Origin of the sequence: Intrasporangium zincisolvens (assembly GCF_034724055.1) — a bacterium.
Lineage (GTDB): Bacteria > Actinomycetota > Actinomycetes > Actinomycetales > Dermatophilaceae > Monashia > Monashia zincisolvens.
The window spans coordinates 44,735-61,757 of the sequence record NZ_JAWIIL010000002.1; the positions used below are offsets into that span (position 1 = coordinate 44,735).

Annotated in this window: 15 protein-coding genes; 9 read left to right on the forward strand and 6 right to left on the reverse strand. The window is 73.6% G+C overall.

Annotated elements, in window-relative coordinates:
- Positions 1–39 precede the first annotated feature (39 nt).
- From RY076_RS04570 to RY076_RS04580, 3 genes are read left to right on the forward strand one after another with little or no spacing between them, the layout of a single operon-like run.
- On the forward strand, positions 40–1,602 hold the full coding sequence (locus tag RY076_RS04570) for an FMN-binding glutamate synthase family protein (RefSeq protein ID WP_323096430.1): 1,563 nt from the start codon (positions 40–42) through the stop codon (positions 1,600–1,602).
- A 14-nt stretch (positions 1,603–1,616) separates the two neighbouring features.
- Positions 1,617–3,341: a thiamine pyrophosphate-dependent enzyme gene (locus RY076_RS04575; protein ID WP_323096431.1), complete on the forward strand. Its 1,725-nt coding sequence runs from the start codon at positions 1,617–1,619 to the stop codon at positions 3,339–3,341.
- Positions 3,342–3,365: 24 nt separating this feature from the next.
- A complete protein-coding gene (locus RY076_RS04580; RefSeq protein ID WP_323096432.1) occupies positions 3,366–4,256 on the forward strand; it encodes a class II glutamine amidotransferase in 891 nt (296 codons plus the stop codon).
- Between the two features lie 52 nt (positions 4,257–4,308).
- Here the strand turns inward: RY076_RS04580 and RY076_RS04585 are convergent, their stop codons facing one another.
- Positions 4,309–4,938 (reverse strand): TetR/AcrR family transcriptional regulator, encoded by a 630-nt coding sequence (locus tag RY076_RS04585; RefSeq protein WP_323096433.1) that lies wholly within the window; start codon positions 4,936–4,938, stop codon positions 4,309–4,311.
- 106 nt (positions 4,939–5,044) lie between these two features.
- On the opposite strand from RY076_RS04585, the gene RY076_RS04590 reads away from it, so the two are divergent.
- The 3 genes from RY076_RS04590 (at position 5,045) to RY076_RS04600 (ending at position 7,628) form a co-directional block, all read left to right on the forward strand.
- Positions 5,045–5,605: an NADPH-dependent FMN reductase gene (locus RY076_RS04590; protein ID WP_323096434.1), complete on the forward strand. Its 561-nt coding sequence runs from the start codon at positions 5,045–5,047 to the stop codon at positions 5,603–5,605.
- 253 nt (positions 5,606–5,858) lie between these two features.
- Complete coding sequence (locus RY076_RS04595; RefSeq protein ID WP_323096435.1) at positions 5,859–6,173, forward strand: hypothetical protein; 315 nt, start codon at positions 5,859–5,861, stop codon at positions 6,171–6,173.
- Positions 6,174–6,392: 219 nt separating this feature from the next.
- Entirely contained in the window at positions 6,393–7,628 is a 1,236-nt protein-coding gene (locus tag RY076_RS04600; protein WP_413785745.1) for a D-arabinono-1,4-lactone oxidase, read from the forward strand.
- 25 nt (positions 7,629–7,653) lie between these two features.
- On the opposite strand, the gene RY076_RS04605 is transcribed toward RY076_RS04600, so the two are convergent.
- On the reverse strand, positions 7,654–8,934 hold the full coding sequence (locus tag RY076_RS04605) for an AGE family epimerase/isomerase (RefSeq protein WP_323096437.1): 1,281 nt from the start codon (positions 8,932–8,934) through the stop codon (positions 7,654–7,656).
- 24 nt (positions 8,935–8,958) lie between these two features.
- Complete coding sequence (locus tag RY076_RS04610; protein WP_323096438.1) at positions 8,959–9,483, reverse strand: MarR family winged helix-turn-helix transcriptional regulator; 525 nt, start codon at positions 9,481–9,483, stop codon at positions 8,959–8,961.
- A 63-nt stretch (positions 9,484–9,546) separates the two neighbouring features.
- Between RY076_RS04610 and icmF the strand changes: the two genes are divergently transcribed.
- A complete protein-coding gene (gene icmF / locus RY076_RS04615; protein ID WP_323096439.1) occupies positions 9,547–12,789 on the forward strand; it encodes a fused isobutyryl-CoA mutase/GTPase IcmF in 3,243 nt (1,080 codons plus the stop codon).
- A gap of 20 nt (positions 12,790–12,809) precedes the next feature.
- The gene (locus RY076_RS04620; protein ID WP_323096440.1) at positions 12,810–13,577 is read left to right on the forward strand and encodes a helical backbone metal receptor; all 768 of its coding nucleotides are present in this window, start codon (positions 12,810–12,812) and stop codon (positions 13,575–13,577) included.
- Between the two features lie 83 nt (positions 13,578–13,660).
- Here the strand turns inward: RY076_RS04620 and RY076_RS04625 are convergent, their stop codons facing one another.
- The 3 genes from RY076_RS04625 to RY076_RS04635 form a co-directional block, all read right to left on the reverse strand.
- A complete protein-coding gene (locus RY076_RS04625; RefSeq protein ID WP_323096441.1) occupies positions 13,661–14,875 on the reverse strand; it encodes a cupin domain-containing protein in 1,215 nt (404 codons plus the stop codon).
- Between the two features lie 58 nt (positions 14,876–14,933).
- Positions 14,934–15,167 (reverse strand): BatC protein, encoded by a 234-nt coding sequence (locus RY076_RS04630; RefSeq protein ID WP_323096442.1) that lies wholly within the window; start codon positions 15,165–15,167, stop codon positions 14,934–14,936.
- Between the two features lie 83 nt (positions 15,168–15,250).
- A complete protein-coding gene (locus tag RY076_RS04635) occupies positions 15,251–16,072 on the reverse strand; it encodes an MBL fold metallo-hydrolase (RefSeq protein WP_323096443.1) in 822 nt (273 codons plus the stop codon).
- A 59-nt stretch (positions 16,073–16,131) separates the two neighbouring features.
- Here RY076_RS04635 and RY076_RS04640 point away from each other — a divergent pair, with 59 nt between their 5' ends.
- Positions 16,132–17,007, forward strand: coding sequence for a coiled-coil domain-containing protein (locus RY076_RS04640; RefSeq protein WP_323096444.1), 876 nt, complete (start codon positions 16,132–16,134; stop codon positions 17,005–17,007).
- Positions 17,008–17,023 lie beyond the last annotated feature (16 nt).

Here is a 17,023-nt window from a genome sequence, read left to right on the forward strand (position 1 = left end):
AGGCGGCCGGGTGGGCCGCCGCGACCGGGAGGAGCGGGCATGGCTGGTGCGGGACGGACGGGACGGGTGGGGCGCGCCGGTGCCCTGCTGGGCGGCGTCGGGGCGGGCGTCGCGGCGCTCGCGACGTGGGACCTCGTGCAGCGCAAGCACACGATCCTGCGCCGGTACCCCGTGATCGGCCACATGAGGTACCTGCTCGAGGACATCCGGCCCGAGCTGCAGCAGTACTTCATCGAGCGCGACTGGGACGGCCGCCCCTTCGACCGCGACACGCGCTCGGTCGTCTACGAACGGGCCAAGGGCATCCACGGCGAGCGGCCGTTCGGCACCGAGCTCGACGTCAACGAGGTCGGCTACGAGTACCTCGTCCACTCGATGGCCCCCACCGACCCGCCGAAGCAGCCGGCCCGTGTCACGGTCGGCGGCCCCGACTGCACCAAGCCCTACTCCATGGCCCTGCTCAACGTGTCCGCGATGAGCTTCGGAGCCCTGTCGGCCAACGCGATCCGCGCCCTGAACAAGGGCGCGGCAATGGGCGGCTTCGCCCACGACACCGGCGAGGGAGGCCTGTCGCCCTACCACCTCGAGAACGGCGGCGACATCGTCTGGGAGATCGGCACCGGCTACTTCGGCGCCCGCACCAAGGACGGCGACTTCGATCCGGACTCCTTCCGCGACAAGGCCGCCCACGACGCCGTCAAGTGCGTGTCCCTCAAGCTGAGCCAGGGGGCCAAACCCGGCATCGGTGGCGTCCTGCCCGGCGCGAAGGTGACCAAGGAGATCGCCGACATCCGGCAGGTGCCGCAGGGCGAGAAGTGCGTCAGCCCGTCCTCGCACCGCGTCTTCCACACTCCGGTCGAGCTCGTGGAGTTCATCGGCAGGATGCGCGAGCTCGCCGGCGGCAAGCCCACCGGCTTCAAGCTCTGCGTCGGCTCGCGCGTCGACGTGCTCTCGCTCTGCAAGGCGATGCTCGAGGTGGGCACGACGCCCGACTTCATCGTCGTCGACGGCTCGGAGGGAGGTACCGGCGCGGCCCCGCTCGAGTTCGAGGACCACGTGGGCATGCCGCTGACCCACGGACTCATGACGCTGCACAACGCGCTCGTGGGAGTCGGCCTGCGCGACCGCATCCGGATCGGCGCCAGCGGCAAGGTGGCGGCCGGCAACGACATCGTCAAGCGCCTCGTCCAGGGCGCCGACTACACGAACGCCGCGCGCGCCATGATGATGGCCGCGGGCTGCATCCAGGCCCAGCGCTGCCACACCGACAAGTGCCCGAGCGGCGTCGCGACCCAGAACGCCCGCCGCGCCAGGGCGCTCGACGTCGGTGACAAGAGCGTGCGGGTCAAGCAGTACCAGGAGGCGACGGTCGAGTCGGCCGTGAAGATCATGGCGGCGATGGGCGTCACCGACCCGGCGCGGCTGAACCCGCACCACCTGCGCCGCAACGTCACCTCGACGACGACGCTCTCCTACGCCGAGCTCTACGAGTGGCTCGAGCCGGGTCAGCTGCTCGCCGAGCCGCCGCAGGCCTGGGCCGCCGACTGGGACGTCGCCACGGCCGACCGGTTCGCGCCGCACGCGTCGCCCCGTCACCTCTGAAGGAAGGAGCCGACATGACCACCGTCGCCGAGCACATCGTCACGGCGCTCGCGGAGGCCGGCGTCACGCAGGTGTGGGGCGTCGTCGGCGACGCGCTCAACCCGCTGACCGACGCCATCCGCACCGAGGACCGCATCGAGTGGGTCGGCGTGCGCCACGAGGAGGTCGCGGCCTTCGCCGTGAGCGCCCAGGCCCAGCTGACCGGAACCATCGGCGTCTGCATGGGCACCGTCGGGCCGGGCTCGATCCACCTGCTCAACGGCCTCTACGACGCGAAGAAGTCGCACGCGCCGGTCCTCGCGATCTGTGGTCAGGTGCCGAGCGAGGAGATCGGCTCTGACTTCTTCCAGGAGGTCGACAACGACGCCCTCTTCGCCGACGTGTCGGTGTGGACGCACACGCTGACCTCGCCGAGCCAGCTGCCGCACCTGCTCGAGCAGGCCGTCAACGCCGCGTACGCCCACCGCGGGGTGGCCGTGCTGACGCTGCCCGGTGACATCGGCGGCCTCGACGTGCCCAAGGGGGTCGCGCCCGCGTCGTTCGCCCCGGCCGCGGCGCCGGCGCCGGCCCCCGAAGACCAGCTGCGGGTCGCGGCGGAGGTGCTCGGCGGCGACGCAGCCGTGACGCTGCTCGTCGGCTGCGGCGCCCGCGAGGCACGCGACGAGGTGCTCGAGCTGGCCGACACCCTGGCCGCCCCGATGGTGCTGACGCTCAAGGCCAAGGAGGGCCTCGAGCACGACAACCCGTTCGAGGTCGGCCAGTCCGGCCTCATCGGCAACCCGGCGGCCGCAAAGGCCATGGACTCGTGCGACGTGCTGGTCCTCGTCGGCACCGACTTCCCCTACCGCGACTGGTACCCGACCGGAAAGGCCGTCCTGCAGCTCGACGCGCGGGGCGAGCACATCGGGCGCCGCACCCGCGTCGACCACGCCCTCGTCGGCGACGCCCGCGCCACCCTGCGCGCGCTGCTGCCGCTGCTCGCCCGACGCGAGGACCGCGGCCACCTCGAGGCCGCGACCGACGCCTACCGGGCCTGGCACGAGCGGCAGTCCGCGCTGCTCGACCCGCACCACGACGACTCGCTCCTCGGCCGGGCCCGGGCGGTCCTCGACAACCCCGACGAGCGCATCCGGCCCGAGGCCGTCGCCGCGGCCGTCGACCGGCACGCGCCCGAGACGGCGATCTTCACCAGCGACACCGGGATGTCGACGGCGTGGCTGGCGCGGCACGTGCGGATGGCCGGCACCCGCCGGCTCGTCGGCTCCTACAACCTCGGCTCGATGGCCAACGCGATGCCGATGGCCCTCGGCGCGCAGGCCCTGGACCGCACCCGCCCGGTCGTGGCCTTCGCCGGTGACGGCGGGCTGATGATGCTCCTCGGCGACCTACGCACCGCCGTCACCTACCGGCTGCCCGTGCGCGTCGTCGTCTTCGACAACGGCCGCCTCGGCATGGTCAAGCTCGAGCAGGAGCAGGGCGGCCTGCCGGAGTTCGGAACGCAGCTCGACAACCCCGACCTCGCCGCCGTCGCCTCGGCCATGGGCCTCACGGCCCGACGCGTCACCGACGCCGCCGAGCTCGACGACGCCGTCCGCTGGGCGTTCGGCGTCGACGGGCCCGTTCTGCTCGACGTCGTGACGAACCCGGACGAGGTGGCGGTGCCGCCGAAGCCGACGCTCGCGCAGGGCTGGGGCTTCGCCATCGCGAAGTCCAAGGAGGTCCTCGAGAGCCGTCGATGAGGGCAGGATCGAGGTGCGGCGCCGATGCCGCGCCCGCCAGTCACCGAGGAGGCCACCGTGTGCCGACTGTTCGGACTGACCGCCGGGAGCACCCGCGTCCGGGCGACGTTCTGGCTCCTCGACGCGCCCGACAGCCTCGCCGAGCAGTCGCACGCCAACCCCGACGGCACCGGCCTCGGCACCTTCGACGCCGACGACCGGCCGGTCGTCGAGAAGCAGCCGCTGGCCGCCTTCGACGACGCCGCCTTCGCGAGCGAGGCGCGTGAGCGCGTCAGCACGACGTTCGTGGCACACGTGCGGCACTCGTCCGGGGCCGCCGTCGCACCGGAGAACACCCACCCTTTCGAGCAGGACGGGCGGCTGTTCGCCCACAACGGCGTCGTCGCGGGGATGGACGTCCTCGACCGCCATCTCGACGAGGACCGCCGCCTCGTGCACGGCCAGACCGACTCCGAGCGCCTCTTCGCGCTGGTGACGCGCGAGACCGCCCGTGCCGGTGGCGACGTCGGCGCCGGGATCACGGCCGCGCTGCGCTGGGTCGCCGACGAGCTGCCCGTGTACGCCGCCAACCTCGTGCTGACGACGGCCACCGACCTGTGGGCCGTGCGCTACCCCGACACTCACGCCCTGTGGGTCCTCGAGCGGCACCGGCCCCGGGGCCGGCTGCACCACCGGTCGCGGGCCGGCACACGCGTGGTGTCCGACGAGCTGTCCGACACCCCGAGCGTCGTCGTCGCGAGCGAGCGCCTCGACGAGGACCCGTGGCGGATGCTCGAGCCCGGGGTCCTGCTCCACGTCGACGAGCACCTGCGCGTGACCGAGGAGGTCGTCGTCGACCACGAGCCGCGGCACCGACTCACCCTCGAGGACCTCGGGGAGGCGGCCGCGTCGCAGCGCCCGACCGGTCGGGCCTGAGGCGTCGGGGCACCCGACCGTCACTGCTCGTCGGGTGGCGCCGGGGGAGGGCTCAGCCGCGGACGACGCGTCGGGCGAGGTCGGTCCAGCCGGCGAGGATGCGGTCGCGGTCGATGCCGAGGTCGAGCTGCTGGCGCAGGATCGGCACCTCGAGCGGGGCCAGGAGCGCGGTGGCGAGCACCGGCAGGTCGCCCTCGACCCCCGCGGACGCGAGGAGCACGCGCACGTGCGCCGTGTGGAAGGCGGCGGCCGGCAGGGAGCGGCCGTAGCGCCCGACGGCGGCCACGACGAGGTCGCCGTGCAGGAGGTTGCGGTCGAGGCGCGACTCGCCGAAGGCGAGCAGGCGGGTCAGGGGCGGGGCGCCCGGGCCCAGCGGTGCCGGCCCGGAGATGACCTGCTGCTGCCAGAGCGTCTCGCTGTGGTCGAGCAGGGCGGCCATGAGCCCGGCCCGGCTGCCGAACCGCCGGAACACCGTGCCCTTGCCGACATGCGCGGCGCCCGCGACGGCGTCCATCGTCACGGCGTCGACGCCGCACGACTCGACGAGGTGGTGCGCCGCGTCCAGGAGGGCCACGCGGTTGCGCGCGGCATCGGCCCGCTCCGCGCGCTCGGGCCGCAGCCCGAGGTCGACGGGCTGCCCCGGGCGGCGTCCGGCGGCGACGGGCGGACGGGTCGGTGACACCCGCTGATCGTAGGGGGAGCGGCGGACGGCGTCCGCCGGTTTTCGGTTCGACCGACCGTCCGGAGGGTTCGGGAATAGAAGCGGACCGGGGTCCGTTTGGCTCGTCATGACCAACGCTGCCACCCCCCGCACCCGTGTCGCCGTCCTCGTCGGGAGCCTGCGCACCGACTCGGTGAACCGCCGCATCGCCGAGGCCCTGCGCGACCGGGCGCCCGAAGGCGTCGAGCTCGAGATCGTCGACGGCCTCGGGGCGCTCCCGTTCTACAACGAGGACGTCGACGGTACCGACGTGCCCCCCGTCGTCGCCGACCTGCGCCGCGTCGTCGGCTCGGCCGACCGCGTCCTCGCCGTGACGCCCGAGTACAACGGCACGATGCCGGCCGTCCTCAACAACGCCATCGACTGGCTCTCGCGCCCCTTCGGCCAGGGCGCCATCAAGGGCAAGCCCTTCGCCGTCGTCGGTGCCACGCCGACCCCCTACGGCGGCAAGTGGGCCCACGAGGACACCCGCCGGTCGGCCCAGATCGCCGGCGCGCACGTCGTCGCCGACGTCGAGGTCTCGCAGACGACGATCGACACCGACGTCCTCGGTGACCCGGCCGTCTTCGCCCGGCTCACCGACGCCCTCGCGACACTCGTCGCCGCCGACGCGTCCGTGGCCGCCTGAGGCTGCTCGCCCGACGCGTCACGCACGACGCGTCCGCACCCCACCCCTACCCCCACCGCACCGGGGCCGGGCCGCACTGCCGGCCCGGCCCCGGTGCGTCACGGTTCCCCGGCGCGAACGGCCCTGCGGCGTAGACTCGAAGCGGCGCACGATCGCCAGGGCGACGCGGCCCCGACCCACGCGGCACGACCTCTCCCGACCCGATCGGGGGCGTCGGGGCGGCTCACCCGTGACCAACGGACCAGGAGGTGCCATGGGTGACAACATCGGACTGTGGGTGCTGCTCGGCGTCGTCGTCATCGTCGTCGCGGGGGCCGCGTTCATGCAGAGCCGACGCGGGGGCGACAACGACACGCTGAACCGGCACGCCGACGACACCGCGGTCGAGCGCGACCACCACCCCGAGGGAGCCGAGCGCTCCCACCTCGTCGGCAACCCGCCCATCGACACCATCACGACGCAGGGCTGGGGCGTCGCCCAGGCCGGCGAGGGTGCCGAGCCGGAGGAGCTGCCCGAGGACGTCCACCCCGAGTTCCACGAGGACCCGCGCCACCGCCGCCGCCACTGAGCCACCGAGCGGCGGTCGTCACACCGCACCGAGGGCCGCGTCCCACACGCCGGGACGCGGCCCTCGTGCGTCGCGACGGCCCACCCGCCTGACGGCCCGGCGCCGCTCACCCCTCTCTGCCATCGAGTGAGCACGAATCCCCAGCGCCCCCATCCGTCCCACCGCCACTCTCTCGACGGGGCGACCGGGTCAGGGCCGGGCAGACTGGGCGACATGGCGATCGTCGAGACGAACTGGGCCGGTAACCACACCTACACGGGACGCGTCGAGCGGCCTGCCAGCGTCGAGCAGCTCCAGGAGGTCGTCGCGCGCGAGCCATGCGTCCGGCCACTCGGGTCGCGGCACTCCTTCACCGACGTCACCGACAGCGACGGCGTGCTCGTCTCCCTCGAGGGCCTGCCGACGAGCGTGGAGGTCGACGCCGAGTCGCGCACGGCGACGGTCCGGGGCCGGGCCCTCTACGGCGACGTCGCGCGGGCCCTCGAGCGGCAGGGCTGGGCGCTCGGCAACCTCGCCTCGCTACCGCACATCTCGGTGGCCGGAGCCGTCGCCACCGGTACGCACGGGTCGGGCGACCGCAACCGCTCGCTCGCCGCGGCTGTCTCGGGCCTCGAGGTCGTCGGGCCCGACGGCGCGATCCGCACGCTGACGCGTGGAGACGCCGACCTGCCCGGCAGCGTCGTCGCCCTCGGCGCCCTCGGTGTCGTCACCGGCCTGACCCTCGACCTCGAGCCCACCTACCTCGTCCGTCAGGACGTCTACACCGGACTGGCGTGGGAACGCGTCGACGCCGACCTCGACGCCATCACCTCCGACGCGTACAGCGTCAGCCTCTTCACCCGCTGGGACGACGCGGGCATCTACCAGGCGTGGCGCAAGAGCCGCGAGGACTCGGCGCCCGACACCTTCTTCGGGGCGGCTCGTGCCGACCGCACGATGCACATGCTCGACGGCGGCCCCTCGGAGTCGGTCACCCGCCAGCAGGGCGAGGCCGGCCCGTGGCTCGACCGGCTGCCGCACTTCCGGATGGAGTTCACGCCGAGCCGCGGCGAGGAGCTGCAGAGCGAGTACCTGGTGCCGCGCGCCGCCGCGCTGCGGGCCATCGAGGGCCTGCGTGCCCTCCGCGACCGGATGGCGCCGGTGCTCCAGGCGTGCGAGCTGCGGACGGTGGCCGCGGACGACCTCTGGCTCAGCAGCTCCTACGGCCACGACGTCGTCGGCATCCACTTCACGTGGGTGCGCGACGTGCCGGCCGTGTACGCCGTGCTGCCGACGCTCGAGGATCTGCTCCTGCCGCTCGGTGCGCGCCCGCACTGGGGCAAGTGCTTCGTCGCCACGGCGGCCGATCTCGAGCCGCTCTATCCCCGCTTCGCCGAGTTCCGGGCCCTGCGCGACCGCGTCGACCCCGACCGCGTCTTCGGCAACGCCTTCCTCGAGCGCGTCATCGGCGGCTGAGCGCAGGCCCGGGTCAGGCTCCGGGTCAGGCGCGGGGTGGGTCGCCGACCGTCGGCAGGAGCCCGTCGCGCAGGCCGCCGGCGAAGGAGGTGATCTCGGGCAGCGCGCCGAGCAGGCACAGCTGGTAGGCGTGGTAGACGTCCGGCTTGCCCTCCCACACGGTGCTCGCCGGCTGGAGGGTGGGGGACAGCTCGTGACGCCACGAGCCGAGCCGCTCGTCGACGAAGTGGTCGCGGGCGTGGGCCCACCAGGTGTCGTACCACGTGCCGTACGTCGGGTCGCCCGTCGCGAGCTGGAGGGTGCGGGCGGCCGCGATGCCCTCGGCCACGACCCAGTGGAGGCGGTCGCGCACGACCGGGGTGCCCTCGAAGTCGGTGGTGTAGACGAACCCGTCCTCACCGTCCACCGACCACCCCTCGTGGACGGCGACGTCGAAGAGGGAGCGGGCGTCGTCGAGCAGCCACGCGGGCGCGGCTCCGTCGAGCCCGTGGCGCAGGTGCAGGCACAGCCGCGACCACTCGAGCAGGTGCCCGGTGGTGACGCCGTAGGGCCGGAAGGGGTCGCCGGGCCGGTCGCGGTTGTACCCGGGGTCGGGCACCCAGTCGGGGCTGAAGTGCTCGGGCAGGCGGAAGCCCCAGTCGCGGGCGAACGCGTGCACGACGCGTTCGACGATGCTGCGGGCGTGGTCGAGCCAGCGCGGGTCCCGCGTCACGTCCCACGCCGCGAGCATCGCCTCGACGGTGTGCATGTTCGCGTTGGCGCCGCGGTAGGGCTCGAGGTCGGTCCAGCCGCGGTCCCAGACGTCGACGACGAGGCCGTCGGTGTCGCGCCAGAAGCGGCGGTCGAGCACGTCGAGGGCCGCGTCGAGCAGGTCGTCGCCGGCGGGGTGCCGCGCCGCCGACGCGGTGGCGGCGGCGAGGACGACGAAGGCGTGGTCGTAGGCGCGCTTCTCGGTGACCTCGGGCCGGCCGGACGCGTCGGCCGACGCGTACCAGCCACCGGCGTCGGCGTCGGCGAGGACGCCGCCCGGGGCGAACGCGGCGACGCCGTGGTCGAGCAGGTCCCGGCAGCCGTGATCGCCCTCGAGGACGGCCAGGCCGGCCACGTGCGTCATCCGGGCGGTGATCCACGTCTCGACCGCGCTGCCCTCGGCGAGGCGGCCGGCGTCGTCGAGGCGGCCGAAACCGCCGGCGGGGTGCACGGCGCCCCGGGCGAAGGCGCGGAGGCCGCGTCGCTGCTCGGCGAGCCACGCGAGGTGCTCGCTGGGTTCCGGGCCGGCCGGGGACGTCGTCTCGGGTGCGGTCATGCCGCCAGTCTGCCGAGGGTCGGCTCAGAAGTCGCCGGCGTGGCTGCGCAGGCGCGTCAGCGTGTCGACGAGGTCGCGCACGTCGTCGGCCCCGAGGCCGGGCTGCTCGAAGACCTCGGCGTTGAGCGCCTTGGTGGCCCGCTCGGCCAGCTCGCGACCGCTCGGCGTCAGCGCGACGAGCATGGCGCGTCGGTCCTCGGGGTGGGTCGAGCGGACGACGAGGGCGGCGTCCTCGAGCCGGTCCACGGCGTTGGTGACGCTCGTCGGGTGCACCTGCAGGCGGCTGCCGATGACCTTCATGGGCAGCGACCCCCGGCGGCTGAACCAGAGGAGCATGAGCACCTCGTAGCGGGCGAAGGTGACGCCGAGCGGCTTGAGGGTGGCCTCGACGCGCGCCAGGACGATCTGGTGGGCACGCATGAGCGAGGTGATGGCGGCCATGCCGTCGGCGGCGGTGTCCCAGCCCTGCTCGTGCCACTGCTCGCGGGCCCGCGAGATGGGGTCGAAGCCGAGGCCGGAGCCGGCCGGCGCGCTCGTCTCCGCAGTCATGCGCTCATCGTAGGGGGGGTGACGCGTTGACGTCCATTATTTGGAAGTCCTAGTATTTTCGCCATGTCCGACGCAGCGCAGCGCGAGCTCCACCAGCCGTCCCACCACGTCCGCATCGTCACCGCCTCGAGCCTCTTCGACGGCCACGACGCGTCGATCAACATCATGCGGCGGATCATGCAGAGCCAGGGGGCCGAGGTCATCCACCTCGGCCACAACCGCTCGGTCCAGGAGGTCGTCGACGCCGCGATCGAGGAGGACGCCCAGGGCGTGGCCGTCAGCTCCTACCAGGGCGGGCACGTCGAGTACTTCGAGTACCTCGTGCAGCTGCTCCGCGAGAACGGCGCCGGGCACGTGCGCGTCGTCGGCGGTGGAGGCGGCGTCATCGTCCCCGAGGAGATCTCCCGCCTCCGCGACTCCGGTGTCACGATCTTCAGCCCCGAGGACGGCCAGCGCCTCGGCCTCGTCGGGATGGTCAACGGCGTCGTCGCCGACTGCGACTTCGACCCCTGGGGCGTCTCGGTCCCGACGCTCGAGGCCGTCCTCGCCGGCGACCGCGCCGCCGTCGCCCGCGCCGTCACCGGCGCCCAGGAGGGCCAGCTCGACGAGGAGCTGCTCGCCGGCGTCCGCGAGGCCGCGTCGCGCCGGCACGTGCCGGTCCTCGGCATCACCGGCACCGGCGGCTCCGGCAAGTCGAGCCTCACCGACGAGCTCGTGCGCCGCCTGCGCCTCGACCAGCAGGACAAGCTGCGGGTCGCCGTCCTCGCCGTCGACCCCACCCGCAGCCGCGGCGGCGGCGCCCTGCTCGGCGACCGCATCCGGATGAGCGCCCTCGACGGCGACCGGGTCTTCTTCCGCAGCCTCGCCACGCGCGGTAAGAGCCAGGTGCCGGCCCGCCTCGACGACATCCTCGCCGTGGTCAAGGCCGCCGGGTTCGACCTCGTCGTCCTCGAGACACCCGGCATCGGCCAGGGCGACGCCGCGATCGTCGAGCACTCCGACGTGTCCCTCTACGTCATGACGCCCGAGTTCGGCGCGAGCAGCCAGCTCGAGAAGATCGACATGCTCGACATGGCCGACGTCGTGGCCATCAACAAGTTCGAGCGCCGTGGCGCCGAGGACGCGCTGCGCGACGTCGGCCGCCAGATGGTCCGTAACCGCGAGGCCTTCGGCAAGGGCCCGGCCGACATGCCTGTGTACGGAACGAGCGCCGCGACCTTCAACGACGACGGCGTCACCGCGCTGTACCAGGAGCTGCGGAACCTGCTGTCCGACAAGGGGATGCCGGTGCAGGAGGGTGTCCTGCCGCACGTGTCCACCAAGCAGTCGACGCGCATCGCCACTGTCGTCCCCGCCGCCCGGGTCCGCTACCTCGCCGAGATCAGCGAGACGGTCCGCCGGTACCACTCCGACACCGCGCGGTTCGCGGCCGCGGCCTCGCGCGTCCAGCGCCTCGACCTCGTGCGCGGCGAGCTCGCCGACGCCGGGTCCGACGCGTCCGGTGTCGACGGCCTGCTCGACGCGGCGCGCACCGACGTGCCGCAGCCGGTCGCCGACGCGCTCGCCGGCTGGCCCGCCGTCGTCGAGTCCTACTCGGGCGACGAGCAGGTGGTGAAGGTGCGCGACCGCGAGCTCGTCACCAAGCTGACCCGGGAGTCGTTGTCCGGCAACACGATCCGTCGGGTTTCCCTGCCGCGGTACACCGACCACGGCGAGCTCGTGTCGTTCCTGCGCCGCGAGAACCTGCCCGGCTTCTTCCCCTTCACCGCCGGCGTCTTCCCGTTCAAGCGCGACAACGAGGACCCCGCCCGCATGTTCGCCGGCGAGGGCGACCCGTTCCGCACCAACCGCCGCTTCAAGCTGCTGTCCGAGGGCCAGCCCGCCACCCGCCTGTCCACGGCGTTCGACTCGGTGACGCTCTACGGCCGCGACCCCGACCCGCGCCCGGACGTCTACGGCAAGGTCGGCACGTCCGGCGTCTCGGTGGCCACGCTCGACGACATGAAGGTCCTCTACGGCGGCTTCGACCTCGTCTCGCCCACCACGTCGGTGTCGATGACGATCAACGGTCCCGCGCCGACGATCCTCGCCTTCTTCCTCAACACGGCCATCGACCAGCAGGTCGACGTGTTCCGCCAGCGCGAGGGGCGCGAGCCGTCCGCCGACGAGCGCGCCGAGCTCGAGGCGTACGCCCTCGCGAACGTCCGCGGCACGGTGCAGGCCGACATCCTCAAGGAGGACCAGGGCCAGAACACCTGCATCTTCAGCACCGAGTTCAGCCTGAAGATGATGGCCGACATCCAGGAGTGGTTCATCGAGAAGAAGGTCCGCAACTTCTACTCGGTCAGCATCTCCGGCTACCACATCGCCGAGGCCGGGGCGAACCCCATCAGCCAGCTCGCCTTCACCCTCGCCAACGGGTTCACCTACGTCGAGAGCTACCTCGCGCGCGGCATGGCCATCGACGACTTCGCGCCCAACCTCTCCTTCTTCTTCAGCAACGGCATGGACCCCGAGTACTCGGTGCTCGGCCGCGTCGCCCGACGCATCTGGGCCGTGGCGATGAAGGAGCGGTACGGCGCCGGCGAGCGCAGCCAGAAGCTGAAGTACCACGTCCAGACGTCGGGCCGCAGCCTGCACGCGCAGGAGATGGACTTCAACGACATCCGCACCACGCTCCAGGCGCTCATCGCCATCTACGACAACGCGAACAGCCTGCACACCAACGCCTACGACGAGGCGGTCACGACTCCCTCGGAGGAGTCGGTGCGCCGCGCGCTCGCGATCCAGCTCATCATCAACCGCGAGTGGGGCCTCGCGATGAACGAGAACCCGCTCCAGGGCTCGTTCGTCATCGACGAGCTCACCGACCTCGTCGAGGCCGCCGTGCTCAAGGAGTTCGACCGCATCACCGAGCGTGGTGGGGTCCTCGGCGCCATGGAGACCGGTTACCAGCGCGGCCGGATCCAGGACGAGTCGATGCTCTACGAGCACCGCAAGCACGACGGCAGCCTGCCGATCATCGGCGTCAACACCTTCCGCAACCCGCACGAGGGGGAGACGCCCCGCGAGGTCGTCCTCGCCCGCGGCACGGAGGAGGAGAAGCAGGGCCAGCTCTCGCGCGTCCGGGCCTTCCGCTCCGAGCACGAGGAGGAGGCACGGGCCGCGCTCGAGGAGCTGCGACGCGTCGCCATCGAGGGCGGCAACGTCTTCGACGTGCTCATGCGCGCGGCGCGGGTGTGCTCGCTCCAGCAGGTCACCGAGGCGTTCTTCGAGGTCGGCGGCCAGTATCGCCGCAACGTCTGACCCCGCCGAAGGCCCACGTCGTGTCGCTCGTCGACGACCTCGGCGCGCCGGTTCCCCTCGCGGGGCCGGCGCGCCGCGTCGTGTCGCTCGTGCCCTCGATCACCGAGGCGATCGCGGCAACGCTCCCAGAGGTCCTCGTCGGCGCCACCGACTGGTGCACGCATCCGGAAGGCCTCGCGGTGCAACGGGTCCGGGGCACCAAGAACCCCGACCTGCGCGCCGTCGCGTCCTTGGCGCCCGACCTCGTCGTCGCCAATAAGGAGGAGAACCGCGAGCTCGACGTCCGCCGGTTGCGTGAGGCCGGCCTCGCGGTGTGGGTCACCGACATCGAGACGGTCCCGGGTGCCCTCGACTCCCTGCAGCGCCTCTTCCTCGAGGGTCTCGGGTCGGGCGTGCCCGACTGGCTGGGCGCGGCGCGCGAGGAGTGGGACGGTCCCGTACCCGAGCCGACGCGCGAGGTCGCCGTCGCGATCTGGCGCGACCCGTGGATGGCCGTCGGGCGCGACACGTTCACCGGCGACGTCGTGGCCCGGCTCGGTTGGCGCAACGTCCTGGCGGGCGACCCCGAGCGCTACCCGCACGTCGACCTCGCCGACCTCGACCGCGACGGCGTCACCGTCCTGCTGCCCGACGAGCCCTACGTCTTCACCCCGGACGACGGCCCGGAGGCCTTCGCCCGCGCGAGCACCGCGCTCGTCAGCGGCCGACTGCTCACGTGGTACGGCCCGTCCCTCGTCGGCGCCCGGAGGACGCTCCTCGACGCCGTGGACCCCTTCGACGCCGGCTGAGGGAGCCGCGGGGCGGGGTGACGCGGGGCCGGTCGTGCCCGGGCCGGCCGGCGCCGGGGCCCGTCACCCGGGACGCCGGAAGGTCAGTCGTCGAGGACGACGAGGCCGGCGAGCAGCAGACGGCGGGTCAGGTCGAGGCCGACCATGTCGGCGCGCAGCACGCCGTCGTCGACGAGAGCGATGAGGGCGCCGACGTCGTGCTCCTCGACCGTGAGGTCGGGCAGCCGGCTGGTCAGGCGGGCACCGCCGTCGGGCTCGCCGCCGAGGCGGGCGTCGAGGTGCGGCCGCAGTCGCACGCACGAGTCGCCGCCGACGTCCTCGGCGGCCGTCACCTGGGCGAGCGGGCCGACCGGCGCCGCCCGCTGCGTGTCGCGCCACCGGCGCTGCAGGGCTGCGACGACCTCGCGCGCCGGCACGGCCTGCAGGGCCTCGACCAGGGCCTCGCGGGCCACCTCGACGTCGTCGACGACCGAGGCCGCGCGCGGTCCGCCGGGTGAGAGCGGCAGCGTGCTTCGCACCCGCTCGGCACGGCTCGCGGCCCCGACCGCGAGCGTCGCGAGCTCGTCGGCCAGGTGACGCCGCGTCCACACGTGGACGCCGATGGTGACGTGCGTGCTGACGCCGCCGAGGGCGGTCGCCGAGTGGATCCAGCCGCGCGGCAGGTAGAGCACGTCGCCGGGGCGGAGGGTGAACTCGTGCACCGGGTCGTGCCGGGCCGCCTCCTCGACGTCGGAACGGTGGTCGGTCCACGGGTCGTCGCGCAGGGGAGCGGGCCGCACCGGCGGACGCAGGCGCCACTGCTTCTCGCCGGAGGTCTGCACGACGAAGACGTCGTGCACGTCGTAGTGGTCGTCGAAGCCGCGGCTCTGCCGCGGCGTCACATAGGCGTTGGCCTGGACCGGGTGGCCCAGCTCGTCGGCCAGCTGCTGGGCGAAGTCGATGATGGGGCCCCACGTGCGGTGCAGACCCTGCAGGACGATCGTCGCGCCGGCAGCGAAGTGGCCGAGCAGCTTGTCGTCGCTGACCTGGTCGGCGATCCCGGCCCCGACGCCGCCGGCGGCCGTGAACTCGCGGTCGCCGAGCGTGCGGCCGTCACGGGCCACCCGCAGGAACGGGGTGCGCAGCCCCCGGCGCGACACGAGCTCGTCCACGTCGTCCCGGCCGAGCAGGTCGGCCGCGCCCGCGAGCAGCTCGTCCGACCGTGAGACGAGGGGCTGTCGGCCCCAGTGCTCGCTCGCGAAGCCGGACTGGGACAGGGGGACGAGGCGGGCGAGAGCCGAGTGCCCGTGCGAACGCATGGGCACCCGGCTCGTCGTGTCGGCAGTCATCGTGGCGCGGTCGCTCGTGCTCGCCGGCTCAGCCGGCGGTGCCGTCGGCACCGCCGTCCTGGGAGCCGGTGTCGGCCCCGCCGTCGGCGGGCCCCTCGGCGCCGCCGTCGGCTCCACCGTCGTGGGAGCCGGTGTCCGCGCCGCCGTCAGCCGGTCCCTCCGCGCCGCCGTCGGCACCGCCGTCGTGCGTGCTCGTGTCGGCCCCGCCGTCGGCAGGGCCCTCGGTGGTCGGATCCTCGGACGAGAGTGGCGTGTCGGTCATGGCGTCCTCCTCCACTGGGGTGGGCGGCGTCGATCGACACCGTCGCCCGGCCACCTACCCGTTCGGACGCCGGGTCACACGGGTCACGTCAGGTGGTCGAAGTCACCGCGGGTCCAGGCGGCGTGCCGGTCGGCCGAGGCCCGCAGGACCTCCTTGGCCCGTGCGCCGACGACGGCGCCGAAGTTGTTGTACAGCCGGTCGAAGTGCAGTCCCTCGAGCTGGGTGGCGATTCGCTGGACCACGTTGCCCGACAACGGGATCCGGTTCGGGTAGCTGCGCATGAAGCTGACCGAGCGTCCGTCGGGGTTGGGGAACACGGCGTCCCCGGCGAGCAGGACACCCCTCCCGTCGTTGCCGGTGGACCACTCGACCACGGCCTGCCCGCGAAAGTGCCCGCCGACTCGGTGCAGCGTCAGCCCGGGTGCCACCGCACGCGTCTGCCCCCACAGCTCGAGGAGCGGGTCGCGACGCCGGACCCACTCGCCGTCGCGCTCGTTGACGAGCACCGGCACGTCACCGAGGGCCCGGGCCCACTCGGTCTGGACGCCGTACATGTGGGGGTGGCTCGCGGCGACGGCGAGGACCGGGCCGAGCGAGCGGACCCGGTCGAGTGCCGCGTCGTCTACGTAGCCGACGCAGTCGAACAGCAGCACGCCCTCGGGCACCTGCACGACCATCGTCTGCTGGCCGATGCCGACCTCGGGCTTCGCGCGCAGGCCCCACAGGCCGGGCTCGACCTCCTTGGCGGTGATCCGCGTGCCCGCCTCGCGCAGCTGCTCGAGCGTCGTCCAGCGCTGGCCGTCGGCCGGTACCCACTGGCGCTCGTCCTCGCAGATGGCGCACGCCTCGGGCGGCTCCGGAAGGTCGTCGGTCTCGACGGCGCACGTCGCGCAGATCCACGTCACGCCACCACCCTGCCGCCTCGTGCCCGGCGTGGCCACCCTGTTTGCGGGAGGATGCACGGGTGATCCTGCACCTGCGCGCCGCCGTCGAGGAGCTATACGCCGAGAGCCCGTCGCGGTTCACGGCGCGCCGCTCCGAGCTCGCTGCCCAGGCCAAGGCCGCCGGCGACAAGCAGCTCGCCGCCGCCGTCACGGCTCTGCGCAAGCCGACCGTGGCCGCCTGGGCCGTCAACCACTTCGTCCGCACGTGCCGCGACGAGGTCGACGAGCTGCGCTCCTTCGCCGAGCTGCTGCGCGAGGCCCAGCGCACCCTCGACGCCGACCAGCTGCGCCTGCTCGGGCGCGAACGGTCCCGACGCGTCGACGCCGTCGCCGACCGCGTCGCGGAGGAGGCCGCTTCGGCCGGCCAGCGCGTCGGGGCGGGGGTGGCGCTCGAGGTGCGCGACACCCTGACGGCGCTCATCGCCGACGAGGACGCCGAGGCGTCGGTCCTCACCGGTGCGCTCGTCAAGGCGCTCAGCTACTCCGGCTTCGGCTCCGTCGACCTCGAGGACGCCCTCGCGCTGGAGGACCTCCCGCGCGGCCACGGCGCCGGGCGACCCTCGCTCTCGGTGCTCGACGGGGGCGGTGGCGACGCCATCGACCTCGAGGAACGGCGTCGCGCCCGGCGCACCGCCGAGCGCACCCGTCTCGTCTCGGCGCTCGAGGGCGCCCGCGAGTCGCTGCGCTCGGCCGACCGGCACGTCGCCGTGCTGACGGCCCGCGAGGAGGAGGTCACCGAGGGCATCGCCGACCTCGAGCGCCGCCTCGCCGCCGCCCGGGAGCGGCTGGTCAAGGTCGGGGTCGAGCTGGCCGGGGCGACGAGCGAGCGGGATGCCCACGAGGCGCACGAGGCGAAGGCCCGCCGTGCCCTCGAGGACCACGACGCCGCCGAGTGACGTCGCAGAGTGAGGT